The sequence below is a fragment of the Kitasatospora dryopteridis genome (genome assembly GCF_050749075.1).
Taxonomy (GTDB): Bacteria; Actinomycetota; Actinomycetes; order Streptomycetales; family Streptomycetaceae; genus Kitasatospora.
Genome location: NZ_CP192749.1, coordinates 4,730,454 through 4,745,518 on the forward strand (window position 1 = coordinate 4,730,454; position 15,065 = coordinate 4,745,518).

The 15,065-nt window shown below is 70.2% G+C and carries 16 protein-coding genes; 6 read left to right on the plus strand and 10 right to left on the minus strand.

Annotation, left to right across the window (positions count from 1 at the left end; genetic code table 11):
• The 6 genes from ACQ614_RS21550 to ACQ614_RS21575 form a co-directional block, all read right to left on the minus strand.
• On the minus strand, positions 1-1,647 hold the full coding sequence (locus ACQ614_RS21550; protein WP_431680136.1) for a hypothetical protein: 1,647 nt from the start codon (positions 1,645-1,647) through the stop codon (positions 1-3).
• A 144-nt stretch (positions 1,648-1,791) separates the two neighbouring features.
• Positions 1,792-2,358: a hypothetical protein gene (locus ACQ614_RS21555; protein ID WP_431680138.1), complete on the minus strand. Its 567-nt coding sequence runs from the start codon at positions 2,356-2,358 to the stop codon at positions 1,792-1,794.
• Between the two features lie 139 nt (positions 2,359-2,497).
• A complete protein-coding gene (locus ACQ614_RS21560; RefSeq protein ID WP_431680139.1) occupies positions 2,498-2,872 on the minus strand; it encodes an RRQRL motif-containing zinc-binding protein in 375 nt (124 codons plus the stop codon).
• On the minus strand, positions 2,869-3,204 hold the full coding sequence (locus ACQ614_RS21565; protein WP_431680140.1) for a hypothetical protein: 336 nt from the start codon (positions 3,202-3,204) through the stop codon (positions 2,869-2,871). Before ACQ614_RS21565 ends, ACQ614_RS21560 begins: the two co-directional genes overlap by 4 nt.
• Positions 3,201-4,175, minus strand: a complete 975-nt coding sequence (locus tag ACQ614_RS21570) for a DUF2637 domain-containing protein (RefSeq protein WP_431683985.1) — start codon at positions 4,173-4,175, stop codon at positions 3,201-3,203. The genes ACQ614_RS21565 and ACQ614_RS21570 overlap by 4 nt, the downstream gene beginning before the upstream one ends.
• A 151-nt stretch (positions 4,176-4,326) precedes the next feature.
• The gene (locus ACQ614_RS21575) at positions 4,327-4,605 is read right to left on the minus strand and encodes a hypothetical protein (RefSeq protein ID WP_431680142.1); all 279 of its coding nucleotides are present in this window, start codon (positions 4,603-4,605) and stop codon (positions 4,327-4,329) included.
• A 792-nt stretch (positions 4,606-5,397) separates the two neighbouring features.
• Here ACQ614_RS21575 and ACQ614_RS21580 point away from each other — a divergent pair.
• Positions 5,398-6,528 carry an XRE family transcriptional regulator gene (locus ACQ614_RS21580; RefSeq protein ID WP_431680144.1) on the plus strand — a complete coding sequence of 377 codons (1,131 nt, stop codon included), beginning with the start codon at positions 5,398-5,400 and terminating at the stop codon, positions 6,526-6,528.
• An 89-nt stretch (positions 6,529-6,617) separates the two neighbouring features.
• Here the strand turns inward: ACQ614_RS21580 and ssb are convergent, their stop codons facing one another.
• Both ssb and recD2 read right to left on the minus strand, forming a co-directional pair.
• Entirely contained in the window at positions 6,618-7,145 is a 528-nt protein-coding gene (gene ssb, locus ACQ614_RS21585) for a single-stranded DNA-binding protein (protein ID WP_431680145.1), read from the minus strand.
• Positions 7,146-7,280: 135 nt separating this feature from the next.
• A complete protein-coding gene (recD2, locus tag ACQ614_RS21590; protein WP_431680147.1) occupies positions 7,281-9,491 on the minus strand; it encodes an SF1B family DNA helicase RecD2 in 2,211 nt (736 codons plus the stop codon).
• A gap of 51 nt (positions 9,492-9,542) precedes the next feature.
• On the opposite strand from recD2, the gene ACQ614_RS21595 reads away from it, so the two are divergent.
• The 3 genes from ACQ614_RS21595 (at position 9,543) to ACQ614_RS21605 (ending at position 12,257) form a co-directional block, all read left to right on the plus strand.
• A complete protein-coding gene (locus ACQ614_RS21595) occupies positions 9,543-9,767 on the plus strand; it encodes a hypothetical protein (RefSeq protein ID WP_431680149.1) in 225 nt (74 codons plus the stop codon).
• 703 nt (positions 9,768-10,470) lie between these two features.
• Entirely contained in the window at positions 10,471-10,863 is a 393-nt protein-coding gene (locus ACQ614_RS21600; RefSeq protein WP_431680151.1) for a helix-turn-helix domain-containing protein, read from the plus strand.
• Positions 10,864-12,050: 1,187 nt separating this feature from the next.
• Positions 12,051-12,257 carry a DUF7455 domain-containing protein gene (locus ACQ614_RS21605; RefSeq protein ID WP_431680152.1) on the plus strand — a complete coding sequence of 69 codons (207 nt, stop codon included), beginning with the start codon at positions 12,051-12,053 and terminating at the stop codon, positions 12,255-12,257.
• A gap of 243 nt (positions 12,258-12,500) precedes the next feature.
• On the opposite strand, the gene ACQ614_RS21610 is transcribed toward ACQ614_RS21605, so the two are convergent.
• Both ACQ614_RS21610 and ACQ614_RS21615 read right to left on the minus strand, forming a co-directional pair.
• The gene (locus ACQ614_RS21610) at positions 12,501-12,818 is read right to left on the minus strand and encodes a carboxymuconolactone decarboxylase family protein (protein ID WP_431680154.1); all 318 of its coding nucleotides are present in this window, start codon (positions 12,816-12,818) and stop codon (positions 12,501-12,503) included.
• Positions 12,819-13,007: 189 nt separating this feature from the next.
• Positions 13,008-13,211, minus strand: a complete 204-nt coding sequence (locus ACQ614_RS21615; protein WP_431680156.1) for a cold-shock protein — start codon at positions 13,209-13,211, stop codon at positions 13,008-13,010.
• Positions 13,212-13,711: 500 nt separating this feature from the next.
• On the opposite strand from ACQ614_RS21615, the gene ACQ614_RS21620 reads away from it, so the two are divergent.
• A complete protein-coding gene (locus tag ACQ614_RS21620; RefSeq protein ID WP_431683986.1) occupies positions 13,712-14,374 on the plus strand; it encodes an HAD family hydrolase in 663 nt (220 codons plus the stop codon).
• 498 nt (positions 14,375-14,872) lie between these two features.
• Positions 14,873-15,040, plus strand: coding sequence for a hypothetical protein (locus tag ACQ614_RS21625; protein ID WP_431680158.1), 168 nt, complete (start codon positions 14,873-14,875; stop codon positions 15,038-15,040).
• The last annotated feature ends 25 nt before the right edge of the window (positions 15,041-15,065 follow it).

Genomic DNA, 15,065 nt, shown 5'->3' on the forward strand with positions numbered 1-15,065 from the left:
TCAGCTCCCCTGGGTGTCCTGGTAGAAGGTCCGCTCGGCCGGCTTGGTGAGCGGGCTGTCCACGACGGCCTGGTAGATGACGCCGTGCCTGCTCTCGGCGTTGGCGGCCAGCGCCCGCACCGCGTCCGTGCCGCGGTGCGCGTTCTTCTCGATCTCCTCGGCCTTGCCGAGCAGTGCCTGGGCGTGCTCGGCCAGCCGCAGCAGGGCGCCCACGAGCCGCTCGCCGCCCTCCACGTCCCGGGCCTGCTCGGCCAGACGTTGGGCCTCTTTGGCGTGCTCGGCAGCGGTGGCGCGGGTGTTCTTGGAACCGTCGGCGATCCGGGCGAGGCTGGTCTGCTTGGCGCCCAGGCGCCGCTCGAACTGCTTGAGCGTGCGGACCTCACCGCGGCTCATGCTGTGCTGGGCGCCGTCGGCGGTGAACTGGACGGCCTTCGCGCCAACGGCGTTGACCTGCGCCGGAATCGCCGCGGTAGTGCCGGGCGGGGCCGGCTGGGCGGGCGGGGTGGGGGTCTTGGCCAGGCCGGCCGTCGAACCGCTGGCCGGTGCCATCGACGGACTGGCCGACGGGGTGGGGCGGGTTGCCATGGGTGCCGTGCTGTCCTTCCCGGTGGAGGGGACGGGGGCGGGGGAGGCTGGGCCGTCGGCCGGGGCGGTGGGCCGCTTGACCAAGGTGTCCGGCAGGATCCGGGCCGCGCGGGCCTTCGCCTGCTCCCCCGGCCCTGGCTTCGTGTCGGGGAACTTGCTGCCCAGGCCCTTCGCGTCCGGCGCCGAAACGACCGGCTTCCCGGGCCCGTGCGGGCCCTTCTGCGGGCTCGTGTCCTTCCCGGTACCGGTTTTCGGCTCGCTGGCCTTGCTGTCGCGGTTCTTCGCCTTGCCGGGCGGGCCCGGGCGGTCCGGTTTCGGTGCCTTCGCGCCGGACGGCCCGTCAGGGCCCTTGGCGTCGGACGTTCGGATCGACCGCGCATCGTGGTTCTTGTCGTCCGCGGCGCGCTTGGCCGAGGTGCCGTCCTTCGACGCCTTGGCAACGGACGTCTTCACGTCGCGACTGTCGCGGCTGTCCTTGCCGGTCTTCGCGGAGGTGTCGGCCTTGGTGCTCTTCGCGTGGGAGGTCTTCGCGTCGGTTGCGTCGGCCTTCTTCACGTCCCGGTTGTCGCGGTCCTGACTCTGGCTGGCCTTGTTGTTCAGGTCGGCCAGCTTGGCGTCCCGGCTGGAGCGGTGCTGGGTGCTGTGGGCGTTCTTGGCGGCGCGGTCGGTCTTGTTGGCGTTGGTGGTGGTGGCCTGGTTACCCGAGACCCGGTTCTCGGTGACGGTGTGCTGGCGCTTGATGTGGGTTGTTGTCCCGGTCCGGCGGAGGCGGTCGGCGAGCGCGCGGACCAGGGCGCCGACCGGGCCGTCCTGGGGGTTCCCGCCGGGCCCGTCGGCCCGCTTGGCACCACCAGCCCGGTTGGGTGCGGTGTCCGGGGAGAGGGTGGCGGTGGTGCCGATCGGGGTGGCGGTGCGCGCGGGCTCGACGGGGGCGAAGATCTGGGCGAGCGGCCCGGACGGAGCCGGCGGAGTGCCCGGATCCGGCGGCCCTGCGGGGGTGCCGGCGGCCTCGCTCGCCGGGTCGGGAGGTGGTGTGCGGCTGGCGTCAGGGGGCGTTGCCATCGACTGGATTCCTCACGTTGGGTGACTTCCCACCCACCCCCCACCCAGCCGGAAAGAGACCGGACCGGTCCTCTAACCGGCCGGGGGGAGGCGTGGGGCCCCTTTTCCGGGGTGGGTGGGGGGTGGGTGGGAGGTCACGGGTGGTTACAGGCGGGCGAACTTCTTCTTCGCCCAGCCGACGCCGACGATGGCCCCGACGGAGCCGAGGACCAGCAGGCCGACACCGTTGCCGGGGCCGTCGCCGTCCTTGTCGGTGGCCACCGACTGGGAGGTGTTGACCATGCCGGAGGCGTCCACGGCCGGGTACGCCTTCCCGCAGTCAGCGATAGCGCCGAAGCCGCCGCCGGCCTTGTTCACGCACGCCTGGACGGCCTCCCGGCGGGCCTTCTGCGCTGGGGTCTCCTGCTCGCCGACCTTCGCCAGCTCGGCGGCCTGCTGCTGCCGCTGAAGGTCCAACTTGGAGGCGTCCAGGGCGATCTGTGCCTTGCGGACCTCGGCGTCGGCCTCCGAGGCGGCGTAGTTCGACCAGGCGACCATGCCGACGGCGGCCAGGACCACCGCACCGGCGCCGATCCCGGCCATCGCCTGGGGGGACAGCTTCGCGTTCGGGGAGAACTTGCCGTGCAGCGGCGGTGCCGGGGCCGTCTTCCAGGCCGGCACCGAGGTGATGTCGTACGCGTCGTCGTTGTAGACCGAATCGCGATCGGTCATGGCAGTGGCCCTCCCGGGTCCTTGAGCGGGGAAAATGCGTGGGTGGTTCTCGGCGCCGGGCGCCTTCGCCGGCCGTCGGAACACCCCCGCACGGAGTGCACCGACGGCCAGCCGAGAGGCCCGGGAACCAGGGCATGGATCACGCCACGGCCGGGAGATCGTCGGCGCAGGCAAGACAGGTGCCGAGGTGGGTGGGCAGCACGTAACCGGCGTCCCGCCCGCAGACGGGGCAGGTGCGGCGGGCCCGGTTCGCCGCCGCGAGGGCAGCGGCCCTCGCGGGGGTCATCGGCCGGACCGGCTTAGCCAGGCAGGTGCGGTACAGGTGGGCGGCGCGCATACCGTTGGTGCGGCGCGAGCGCCAGAGGATCTGTGCGGCGACCGGCTGACCGCCCGGCCGCAGCCCCCGCCTGCGGAGCTGGCGGCGGGTCAAGTAGCCGTCCGGGGCCATCCGCCACGGGTAGGTCGGCAGGCCGAACCGCTCCCCATGCGGGTCCCAGAACCGGGGGCGGCTCACCGCTCGTCGCCCGTCTGGTCGGGGTTGTGCCGGTAGTAGCCGTGGAGCACGAGCGGGACGCCGCTGTGGGTGCCGGTGACGGTCAGCCAGGCGGTCGTGGCGTGGTGCTGGTGGTCGACGTCCGCGGGGTCGAGGCCGAGGGCCTGTCGCCACTGTTCGAAGTGGTCGAGACCGTGGTGCAGGGAGACGTTGATCCCCCACGCGTACTCGGGGGTGCCGGGCACCTTCAGGTGCTCCAGCTGGACGTTCGGGGCGGGCAGGTGCGGCAGGGCGGTGAGCAGGGACATCAGCGCGCCGGCCGCGCGGATCTGGTCGGACGTCGTGGTGGTCACGAGACGTGCTCCTTACCGTGGTCGGCAATCAGGGCAGGGACGGCGTGGAGGGTGCGGTTGTCGCGGGCTTCCTGGTAGCGGGCGGCGATCCAGCCGGCCGACCAGCCGGTCAGCTCCGCCGCCGCGCGCTGCGGCAGCCCCGCCCCATAGGCGGCCCTGGCGATCTCCCGGGCGCGGTCCTCCGGCAGCCGCTCGACTGCCGGGCCACCGGCCAGCAGCTCCGCGCGGGCTCGCTCGGCGGCCTCCCGCTCACGCTCCACCTGGGCGAGGCGCTCAGCACGGGCGCGGTGCTCACGCTCGCTCACCTCGCGCTCACGGCACTCGCGTTCGGCCCGCTCGGCAGCCTCCTTGCGGGCGGCCTCCTCACGGTCCTCGCGCAGCAGGCGGGCCTCGTGCTCGCGCTGCTCGCGAAGGAGTTGGGCGTCGTGCTCACGGCGCTCACGCTCGCGCCGCTCGGTGGCCTCGAACTGTGCGAGACGCTCCTCCCGCTCCTGCCGGCGGCGCTCCTCCGCCCGGCGGTCCCGCTCGGCCCGCTCCTGCCGCTCGGCCATCTCGCGGGCGGTCAGGGCGGCGGCGATGGCCTTGCGGTAGGCGAGGGAAGTCTCCGCGGTGACGATCAGCAGCAGCGGCGCCACCGCGTGCACCGCCACCCCGACCAGGTCCCCGTCCAACGCGGACAGACCCACGTTGAGCAGCACCGTCATCAGGCCGGTCATCCACCGCAGCACCGTCGGCCAGCGTCCGCCGTCCCCGCCGAGGCGGGCCAGCGTGCTGTCCATCCGGACCACGATCACCACCGCCGCATCGACCACCAGCGGCAGGATCGGCGCCGTCCACCGCCACCCGGGCGGGGTGTGGCCGGCCATCAGCGGGGTCACCGTGAGCACGCTGTAGAGCACCGCACCGAACGTGATCGTCCACGTCCCCGCGCCCAGCGCGCGTTCCGCCGAGCGGACCTGCTCGGCACTGATCGACGTCCTCACCGCGACCACCGTCCCCGCCGCCACGAGCACACCGTGAGCGCGGTGAGCGCGGCCGTGAGCACCGTGAGCGGCGGCGCCGTCACCACCATCCCGGCCGGCGCGACGGCCCCAGCGAGGAACCGCCCGATCCCCCGGCCGATCACGCCGCCACCCCCAGACCGGCGGCCCGGCGGGCGGCCGCACGGCGGTTCGTGAGCGGAACCGGCGCGGTGTCCAGCAGGCGCTCGGCGTAGGCGGCCAGCTCCGGGGCCTCCCGGCGCAGGTCCGCCAGCACCGCGGCGGCGGCGTCCATCCGGGCGGCGCGCTCGATCGCCGACTCGCCGGGCACCCCGGCGAACAGCTCCTCATCCACGCCCAACGCCAGCTCCGCGAACTCCTCCGGGTCCGCGGCGTGCTGGCCTGCAACAATCGACTTCACGGGTCTACCTCTTCGTCCGTCGGGGAGTGGACCCGAGGGCCGCCGCGCGCTCCTTGCCCGGAGCGCGGCGGCCCGCTTTCGTGGGCCCAGACCACTCGCTAGGTCACGAGCAGCCACGGGCCCCGACACCCGTCGTGCCGTGCGCGGGGGTGCCGGGGCCCGAGATCACTGGTGAAGCAAGAGGTTCGATCTCAGCTGGACGCGGACCGGGCTCGCTCCGGGGAGATCGCTCCCGGAGGTCGTCGCCGGCGAAATGTCTGCCACGTCGTTCTTTCTGCAAGTCGGCCGTGCACCGAGGTGGCCGCCGCCTTCCAGAGTCGGCTGCGTGTCCCATGTACGGCCGCCGTCTTAAGGGCGACCGAGGTGTCAGGGCGTGCGCCCCTTCTCTGCCGACTGGTCTCCACTCACCCCGACCGGCGTGGTCACGGAAGGACTGCGGTGGTGGATCACTCTCTTGAGTTGTGAAGCGGTGCCCCCTGCGTCCGAGCAACCCAAAGAAGGCATAGGGGCGCTGGGGGTTGATCTCGCTCGGCCGTCAGGCGAGCGTCTTGCGCGTGGCGGTGCCTCTGGCGCCGCCCTTAACTGGTGCGCACCAGTAGTCTGCAACTGGTGCGCACCAGTGTCAAGTGATTCGGTGTTGGGCCGTCAGTTCTAGCCCCGCTTCTATGAAACGGCGTATGCCGACGAGCCAGTAGCCAGCAGGGGTTAACCCAGTTTTGTTAACCCCCGGTGACCTGGGCCGACATGCTGCATGCTGTGTGGACAGCGCAACACCACTATCAAGGTGGGGACATGACTCAGCGTCTACGACAAGCTCGGAAAGCCCGCGGCTGGTCCCAGGACCGTCTGGTCAGGGAGATCTGCCAGTACGCGCGACAGCACCTCGTCGACGTGGCTTCGCCGGCAAGCCTCAAGGTCTACGTGTCGGAGTGGGAGAACGACCGGCGAACAGTCTCCGAGACCTATGCGGCGATCCTGCGTGCTCTGCTCGGCAAGACAGACGACGAGCTGTTCGGCTCCGCTGGGGGGAGTGCGCCACTGCTCGCCGATGGGTACGACGAGCTCCTTGGCCGCATCGACTCCGCAAGGAGTCTCAGCCTTGGGATGGTGGACACCTTCCTGCAGCAGACGGAATTGCTTCGCAGCTTCGATCGGCAGATGGGGGCTGCGTCTCTCGTGGATCAGATGAGGGCTCACCTCGACTCACTCGAAGACGCACTAACCTTCGCGGTCCTCCCCGATGCTCGGCGACCCGTGGCCAAGGCGCTGGCGGGCGCGGCCACGCTCGCGGCATGGCAGGCGCTTGATGTAGGCGCCGTTGAGCGAGCGTGGCGCCACTACGAACTCGGGAAAAGGGCCGCGGCCGAGGCAGAAGAGCCGATGTACCTGGCGCACGCCATGGCGGAACAGGCGTACGTGCTCTCCGACGCTGGACGTGCCGAGATGGCGGTGGAACTGGTACGCGACGCACAGCGTACGGGCGGCACGAAGGTGTCACCGCGGCTTGCCGCGTGGCTCTTCGCGGCTGAAGGTGAGTTGTGTGCGAAGGCAGGTCTGGCAGAAGACTGCCGACGCGCTCTCGACCGCGCGGCGACGGTTCTACCGACTGGTGATGAAACGCGGGATCCGGACATGCTCAGCATCTTCCTGAACGCCAACCATCTGGCCCGCTGGCGCGGTAATGCTCTGGCCATGCTTGGTGAGGACGATGCCCTGGCGGAACTGTACGGTGCACTTGAACGGATAGATCCTGCATTTGCGCGGGCAACGGCTGGACTGCGCTGTGACTTGGCCCAGGCCCACCTGGTGCGCGGAGAGTTCGACCAGGCGAGGAAGCACCTGCAACAAGCTCGCCTCCTGGCCAATCGGACTGGATCCGTTCGGCACAGGAGGCGAATTGAGCGTCTTACTGGGCGGATGTAGCGCGTAGCTGGCGTGTCGCCAGGATGTGAAGTAGGGCGACCAGCGTGCCCGACCCGAGCAGTTCATTACGGGCGATCAGCCCGGGGATCTCATCGAGTGGGATCCATTCGATTCGGGCGGCTTCCTCCGCGTCGGTGGGCTCTCCTACGAGACTGGCGCCTCGCGCAATGAAGATCTCGGGGTGCCGTGGGCCGGGTGGGGGTGGCGGTGTCCCACACGTCGTCCGGTGCCGCCTCACGCGGCGCAGTGCCGCGGGCGGTGCGTGTGATCGCGACGGTAGCGAAGGTCATGGACGCGCCGGCGTCGTCGACCTCCAGCACCATGCGGGAGCGCTTCTCCCCTTCCGGGGTTTCCCAGCGGTCGGTGCGCAGCCGGCCGGCGACGACGACGCGGGCGCCCTTGGTGAGGGAGGCGGCAAGGTTTTCGGCGAGCTGACGCCAGGCGGTGCAGTCCAGGAACGTGGGTTCGCCGTCGCGCCAGGTGTTGGTCTCGCGATCGAAGCTGCGCGGTGTGAAGGCGACGGTGAACCGGGCCACCGACACCCCGTTCGGGGTGAACCGCAGCTCCGGGTCCTCGACCAGGTTCCCGATCACCGTCAATGGAAGATCGTTGCGCATGCCCTGAGTCTGGCACATCCCACTGACAGCCAGAGCCGAAACAGCGAGACCCGCGAGGACACGACGCTTGCGGCATCCTGCTCCGTCTTCCCACCGCGCCTGCAGACAGCCCGGAGGCGGTGCCCGGTGGTTGCGTCAGCTGGTGGTGAGGCGGTGGTCGAGGGCGGTGTGCCGGCGCCCCGCGCTGACCGCCCGCACGGCCTGGGCCAGGGCGCGGCGGGAGCCGACCAGGACGACGAGCTTCTTCGCGCGGGTGACAGCGGTGTAGAGCAGGTTGCGCTGCAGCATGGTCCAGGCCGAGGTGGTCACCGGGATCACCACCGCCGGGTATTCGCTGCCCTGCGAGCGGTGGATGGTGACGGCGTAGGCGTGGGCGAGTTCGTCCAGTTCGTCGAAGCCGTAGGTGATGTCCTCGTCCTCGTCGGTGCGGACGGTGAGCTGCTGCTCGACGGTGTCGAGGGCGGTGACGACGCCGACGGTGCCGTTGAAGACGCCGTTGGCGCCCTTCTCGTAGTTGTTGCGGATCTGGGTGACCTTGTCGCCGACCCGGAAGGTACGCCCGCCGAACCTGCGCTCCGGCACGCCCTCGTTCGCGGGAGTGATCGCGGCCTGCAGCAGGGTGTTCAGGTTGCCCGCCCCGGCCGGGCCGCGGTGCATCGGCGCCAGCACCTGCACATCGCGGCGCGGATCGAGACCAAACTTCTGCGGGACGCGGCGGGCGGCGACGTCGACGGTCAGGCCGGCGGCGCGTTCGGTGTCCTCCTCGACGAACAGGAAGAAGTCCGCCAGGCCGTCGGTGACCGGCGGCAGGCCCCGGTTGATTCGGTGCGCGTTGCTGACCACGCCGGACTGCTGCGCCTGCCGGAACACCTGGGTCAGGCGCACCGCCGGGATCGGGCTGTGGTCGGCGAGCAGGTCGCGCAGCACCTCGCCAGCGCCGACCGAGGGCAGCTGGTCCACGTCCCCGACGAACAGCAGGTGGGTGCCGGGGGCGACGGCCTTGGCGAGCTTGTTGGCCAGGATCAGATCGAGCATGGAGGCCTCGTCCACGACGACCAGGTCCGCATCCAAGGGCCGGTCCCGGTCGAACGCCGCAGCCCCGCCCGGGCGGAGCTCCAGCAGCCGGTGCACGGTGGAGGCCTCGGCGCCGGTCAGCTCCGCGAGGCGTTTGGCGGCCCGGCCGGTCGGCGCGGCGAGGACCACCTTGGCGTTCTTGGCCAGTGCCATGGTGACGATCGACTTGACGGTGAAGGACTTGCCGCAGCCCGGGCCGCCGGTCAGCACCGCCACCCTCTGGGTGAGCGCCAGTTGGACGGCCTGGCGCTGCTCGGGGGCCAGGTCCGCACCCGTTCGGCGGGCCAGCCAGCCTATGGCCGCCTCCCAATCGATGCCCGCGGTGTCGGCGAAGGCGGGCATCCGGTCGCCGTCGGCGTGCAGCAGGCGTAGCAGCTGGTTGGCCAGCGAGATCTCGGCGCGGTGGAACGGCACCAGGTACACGGCGGTGATGGGCTCACCCGTCTCGCCGGGGAGCTGTTCGCGGACCACGCCGTCCTCGGCGACCAATTCGGCCAGACTGTCGATGACCAGGCCGACATCGACCTGGAGGAGTTTGACGCCGTCGGCGATCAGGCGCTCCTCGGGCAGGTAGCAGTGGCCCTGGTCGGTGCTCTGGGACAGGGCGTACTGCAGGCCGGCCTTCACCCGCTCCGGGGAGTCGTGGGGGATGCCGACGGCCTGGGCGATCTTGTCGGCGGTGAGGAAGCCGATGCCCCACACGTCGGAGGCCAGCCGGTAGGGCTGGTTCTTCACCACGCCGATCGATGCGTCGCCGTACTTCTTGTAGATCCGCACCGCCAGCGAGGTGGAGACGCCGACGCCTTGCAGGAAGACCATGACCTCCTTGATGGCCTTCTGCTCCTCCCACGCGTCCGCGATCTTCCGGGTGCGCTTGGGGCCCAGGCCGGGGACCTCGATCAGCCGCTTCGGTTCGGTCTCGATCACCTCCAGGGTGTCGGTGCCGAAGACCTCAACGATCCGCTCGGCGATCCGCGGCCCAATGCCCTTGATCAGACCGGAGCCGAGGTAGCGGCGGATGCCCTGCACCGTCGCGGGCAGCACGGTGGTGTAGTTCTCCACCGTGAACTGCTTGCCGTACCGCGGATGCGAGCCCCACCGGCCACACAACCGCAGCGACTCCCCCACCTGGGCGCCCAACAGCGCACCCACCACCGTCAGCAGGTCGTTCGCGCCGCGACCGGTGTCCATCCGGGCGACGGTGTAACCGGTCTCCTCGTTCGCGTAGGTGATCCGCTCCAGCACCCCCTCCACCTCGGCCAGCTGCCGCACCGGCTGGCCGCCCAGGGACTGGACGCAGCGCAGACCGGCAACAGGCTCGGTATGACCGAGCAGGCGGTGGGCAGCATGCTGCGCAATATCCGCCGTAAACTCGGTGCCACGAGCCTGGATGAGGCACTCCGGAACGCGGCGGCACAGGGAATCGTGCAGACCCAGCCGGGTCGGGTGCCGTCGTCCTCGGGCGGGTTCAACCCAGTGGATCCGATCTGCGGCATGCGTCCGGTGCGTCGTCCCGGCGGTGTCATCCACTGGGAGGCAGCGCCCTGAGCCCAGCCGGCGTGGAACCGAGGCGCAAGACGGCCCGCGATTGGGGATGGTGAGCGACCCGATTCCGGCTCCACTGGAGATGTTCACCCGCGCCATCAAGGTCGGCCGCGCGACTGCGATGCATGATCTTCGAGCTGGATCTTGATGAGGAGATCAAGGGGGTGTGGCGGCCGGAGATTGAGACACCCGCAGTTCGACAAATCGGTGGAGACGCTGCGCGGCGCCGGCATCCGGGTACTGCTCGGCGATGGCTACCGCCTGCTGAACGAACCCGGCCGGGGCAACCCGGCCACTCACCCCTGGACCGCGGCACTCCGTGATCTCACCCCGCGGGCAAGCCACGTGACCGCGAATTCACGCTCTGAATCTAAGTAGTCCCTACTCGCTCAAGCAGTCGGCGCGTCGGCCCAGGGTGGGGAGGACCCGGTCCCCCTTCAGGCGGTGATAGCGATGCGACAGGTGATCCTTCGGCAGCCCCCGACGCCGGCCCCACGGCCGCCGCTCGACCTTCGGACTCCGTCCGGCCGCCCCCTGCCCTACTGACCCACGGCAGACCGCGGACAGACCCCCTGACGAATGTCCGCGACGAACCATCCGGGCGGCGGACGTTCTTACGTTTTCGACATGCGCCCTCGAGGCGCCTGTCCCCAGCCGGCCTCTGCGCGCCTGCTATTGCACTGACTGACCGCAGAAAGATCAGCCCATGTACAACAGCGAGCACTTCGAGGCAGCTACGCCGGCGTCCACCCTGTTCCGGCCCAACCTGGATACCGCGGACGGATGCCCGATGTGTCAGGGCTGGGGTGCGGTAATCCTGCCCCCGGCTGCGACCATCCAGCCCTGCCCGGTATGCCAGGACGAAGTCCTGCTGATGCCCGAGCCGAGGCGGTCCTACCGCTTCGCAGGCCACATCACCGGGGCGGATCGCCACCGGCTCGCGGGCCGTCTCCGCGCACGCTACGAGGACGGGGCGACGATCTGGGAGCTGTCCCTGCTGTGCCAGCGTTCCCACACCTTCGTCCACACTCTCCTCCGCGAGGCCGGGACAATCCTTCGGCCGAGCGGCCCGCGCCCGAGAAATCACGGCACGACCTGATGCATGACCTCACCCGGGTCTGCCCACGCCGTTCCGCAGCGATGGACTCCTCTGGCCAAGGGGCCTGTGGGCGCGGGCCCAGTGACATCAGGATGGACCCGCTGCCCACAGCCGCCGTCCCCGACAAGACCATGCCCCTACGCAACCACCTTGTCGGCAACGACACATCCGCACCCGACGCTCTCACAGCGAACCGCTGCAAGGCGCTCCCAGCTCGCCGGATCCGGACAGCTCGGAAGGGGCGGTGCGACGCAGGCCCGGGGAGAGCCGCATGGGTCGCACCGCCCACGCGCGAGCAGAGGGGGATCCACTCACATCCGCATCACCATGATCAATCGGAGAAATCGGATGCGCATGAGTGATCAACACTCATATTTCGTCGGACTTGCGGCGGCCCATCGACCGATGAACCGCAACGGCCGCCGTGTCCCGCGCGGTGGTGGAGTCCCATGTGCCGGCGCCCGGCTCGAGTGATGTTCCTGGGCCTGGAAACACGGCAGAGCTCTCCGCCGAAGGTCAGGCACCGGCTACTCAACCGGCAGGCCCACGGGTTCCGTTCTCCTTGACAGTGAGGCCATCCGCGGATGGGAGGAGGCCCAGGTAGATGGCGGAGTCACCAGTCCCGGACGGGCTCGCATGGCCGATGCCGCCGATGTGCGGGGCTCTCGGCGCCGCCCTCGTCTGGCACCTGCCTGGCGTGGAGGGCGCCGCGATGGCCGCCGGTGAGGTCCTGCGGCGGCAGTTCCGGATCTGGGGCGTATCCGAGCACGTTGCTGCTGTGGCCGGGCGGGTGGCTGCGGAGCTCGTGGACAGTGCCGTCCGCTCCGGTGCCGGCCCCCTCTTCCTGGAGCTTGCCCGCCGGCCCGGCCACGTGGCGGTGGCCGTCCGCCAGCGGGCCGACAGTGGGTGGGCCGGGACCTCCGGCTCCTGCGCTGACGGCCGCGGGCTGAACCTGGCGGCGGAGCTTGCCGCCGAACTCGAGGTGCTTCCGCTCCCGGACGGCACCGGATGCGCCGTCGTGGCCCGAATCCCGGACGTGCCCCCGCCCCGGGCGCCTGCACCACGACCCCAACCCGCCAGGTCGCGGCGGCAAGCCAGACCGCCTCGGCGGCCCAGCCCGGCCGCCCCTCATCCCCGACACAAAGGTATTGGCGGCCCGGCCGGCAGACGCAGAACGGAATCTCGCCATGTCTTCTACGCCCCCCTCGCTGTCCTCCCAGGACCGTTGCGACCGTTGCGGCGCACAGGCATACGTCCTCGCAGAGTTCGACCACGGCCGCGAGCTGCTCTTCTGCGCCCACCACGGCCGCAAGCACCGAGAGGCCCTGGCACGCTGGAGCACGAAGATCCACGACGAAAGCCACCGCCTCGAGCCGGCAGGGACCGCCCGGTAGATTGCCAGGCCAGACGCCTTTTGAGGGCCGTGCCGCCCGAGCGCCGCACAGGAGTGCGGGTCGCCCCGGTTGCAACCCCTGGGGCAACCCGCGTCAGCCAGTCCGCCCCATCGGGGGGTGAGCGGAAGGGCACGGTCAGTGAGCCTACCGTCCGGGCGCCGCTGCCGGAGCAGGGGCGGGGCGAGTCGCGACGGGTTCACCCCGTTGCCGACCATCCCCTCCCGGACCTGCTGGCCGCGCCAGTTACGCAGTCTCGTTCTCGGTCACCGCGATGGCGATGCCGAGGGCCTCGGCGATGTGGCCGGCCGCCGACATGACCCGGGCGGTGCCCACGATCGGCGCGATCGCGATCAGGACGTCCTGCAGCTTGTCGGCGGTCAGGCCGGCCTTCATCCCGGGCTCGAGGTGGGCGAGGTAGGAGAGCGGGGGTGCGTCCATGGCGACGAGTGCGGCGATGCGCGTGAGGATGAGCGTGTCCTGGGTCAGTCCGCACCGCTCGATCGAGTCCATGGTCATGGCGGCGAGGGTGTCGAGAACGGGCGTCTCGGATGAAGTCGTCATGCTGGCCAACTCCTGCTGGTCTGGCGGGCGCCGACGCCGATGTCGGCGACGGAGCACCCGCGTCGGCCCCCGGTTGCCGACCATAAGGACATGCCGGTCCGGGCGCACCTCGACGCAGCTCACCCGCCTTGGGGCGCGAGAGAGCCCGCGGCAGACGGGCGGCGTCCACCACGGGCTCTGCAGGCTGGGTCAGATCACGCGGATCTGCTCGGCCTGAGGGCCCTTTTGGCCCTGGGTGATGTCGAACTCGACCTTCTGGCCTTCCTGCAGCTCACGGAAGCCCTGGCCGGCGATGTTGGAGAAGTGGGCGAATACGTCCGGGCCGCCGCCGTCCTGCTCGATGAAACCGAAGCCCTTCTCGGCGTTGAACCACTTCACGGTGCCCTTGGCCATGCTGGTGTCCTGTCGTAATGGATGCCGGACCCGCTCCGTGCGGATCCGTGCGGAGGTGATCGCCGTGCCCCGGGGCAGCAAAACGCCCGCGGCCTGTGACCGCGGGCGAAGACTCGGAACCACGACTGCTGATCACCACGCTACTCCGGCCCGTGGAGGATCGCAGGAGGACGCGCATAAGCCCTCCATTCCGTGGAGGCCGTCTTGTCTGCCCATCGTCACGGATGTCACCATGACCCCTCGCGGGTCCGGCAACTGTGTCCTCGGCCGCCGGGCCCGCACCAACTGGGTAATGAACGCCCGATCGAATTGCCCACAGGAATATCCACAGATGCAGACAGCTGAGACATATCGCTTACCCCTGGCCTCGCGAGGCCGGTCATCGTAGGGCCGACGGTTTCCAATGAACTGCCCATCCTCTTCGGAGGGCAGGACGATTTGGGTGTTCGGCCTCCGGGGCGCCGCTGACATTGAGTGCTGATCTGACTACGCTGCCGCCCATGACGATCAAGGCAGTGGTGTTCGACGTCGGCGAGTGCCTGGTGGACGAGACCAGGGAGTACGGCACATGGGCGGACTGGCTCGGCGTACCGCGGCAGACGTTCGCCGCCCAGTTCGGCGCGATCATCGCCGAGGGCCGTGATTACCGGGAGACGTTCCAGGTGTTCCGGCCCGGGTTAGACCTGTACGAGGAGCGCGAGAAACGGGCCGAGGCCGGCCGACCGGAGTGGTTCGGCGAGGCGGACCTCTACCCCGACGTCCGCCGCACCTTTCTCCGCCTCCGGGCCGAAGGCCTATGGCTTGCCGTCGCCGGCAACCAGACCGTCCGCGCGGGCGGCATCCTGCGGGAATTGTTCACCGGCGACGTCGACATGATCGGCACCTCCGACGACTGGGGTGCGAGCAAGCCTGACCCCGAATTCTTCCGCCGGGTCGCCGAGGCCGCGCCGTTCGCGCCGCGGGAAATCCTCCACGTCGGCGACCGTCTCGACAACGACGTGTTCCCCGCGCTTGCGGCCGGGATGCGCACGGCACTGATCCGCCGGGGTCCGTGGGGGTGGATTCAGCAGCACGACCCGGCGGCCGACTGGTCCACGTTCCGCATCGACAGCCTCGCCGAACTCCCGGAAGTCATCGCCGCATTCAACGCTGCGGAGCACTGACCACTGCACTCCATCCGCACCGCCGGCCAGGAGTGCCCCGCCCCCAGCTCCGGCCAACGCGCCGCGCAAGGAGGGGCCGCCACATCCCCTTGGCGGCCCCTTGTAGCGGCCCTTATGCCCAGTATGAGATGCCTCGGACAGCCGCGCCTGCGGTCGCGCGGCCTCCACGCAGCACCTGCCAACTTGTCGAACGTTCGCCACCGAAGTGAGCAGTGCATGCTCACGCGATTGCTGAAGCGGCGGCGCACGGTGATGGTGAAGCTCCACTCTCTACTCGGAGGTCGTAGGCGGCAAAGCGTGGCGATTGCCCCGTGGGGCGGTTCCTGAGCAAGCGCCGATCTGTCGCTGGAGGATGCGTTGTCGCCACCAATCGATGCAGTCGGCGGAACGGCAAACCGGCCGGGCGTGACCGGGCGGTCGAAAGAGCCGGCGCTGATGCTCTGGCCCTGGCCGCCCGGGCTTTCACGATGGCTGCCGACCGAACGAGCGGGAAAACTCGTGGACATCAAGCAAACCGGGGCGGCAGCCGTCCTGCCGATCGTCTCTGCCTTCCTCAAGAGCGGGCGAGTGGCCTGGGTGTGTATGCGCCGAGAAGTGCAGGCCGTCCTGGATCGCCTGGCGCAGTGGGCGGGCGACATCGACACCGGCTTCCCGCTCACCGACTAAAGGCCACCGCCCGACCTCACCGACT

Excerpts from the sequence above, each read along its gene's own strand:
- ACQ614_RS21555 (WP_431680138.1), bottom strand. The coding sequence starts at position 2,358 with ATGACCGATCGCGATTCGGTCTACAACGACGACGCGTACGACATCACC.
- ACQ614_RS21600 (WP_431680151.1), top strand. The coding sequence starts at position 10,471 with ATGTACAACAGCGAGCACTTCGAGGCAGCTACGCCGGCGTCCACCCTG.
- ACQ614_RS21605 (WP_431680152.1), top strand. The coding sequence starts at position 12,051 with ATGTCTTCTACGCCCCCCTCGCTGTCCTCCCAGGACCGTTGCGACCGT.
- ACQ614_RS21615 (WP_431680156.1), bottom strand. The coding sequence starts at position 13,211 with ATGGCCAAGGGCACCGTGAAGTGGTTCAACGCCGAGAAGGGCTTCGGT.
- ssb (WP_431680145.1), bottom strand. The coding sequence starts at position 7,145 with ATGCGCAACGATCTTCCATTGACGGTGATCGGGAACCTGGTCGAGGAC.
- ACQ614_RS21610 (WP_431680154.1), bottom strand. The coding sequence starts at position 12,818 with ATGACGACTTCATCCGAGACGCCCGTTCTCGACACCCTCGCCGCCATG.
- ACQ614_RS21580 (WP_431680144.1), top strand. The coding sequence starts at position 5,398 with ATGACTCAGCGTCTACGACAAGCTCGGAAAGCCCGCGGCTGGTCCCAG.
- ACQ614_RS21550 (WP_431680136.1), bottom strand. The coding sequence starts at position 1,647 with ATGGCAACGCCCCCTGACGCCAGCCGCACACCACCTCCCGACCCGGCG.
- ACQ614_RS21595 (WP_431680149.1), top strand. The coding sequence starts at position 9,543 with ATGACCGAGCAGGCGGTGGGCAGCATGCTGCGCAATATCCGCCGTAAA.
- ACQ614_RS21620 (WP_431683986.1), top strand. The coding sequence starts at position 13,712 with ATGACGATCAAGGCAGTGGTGTTCGACGTCGGCGAGTGCCTGGTGGAC.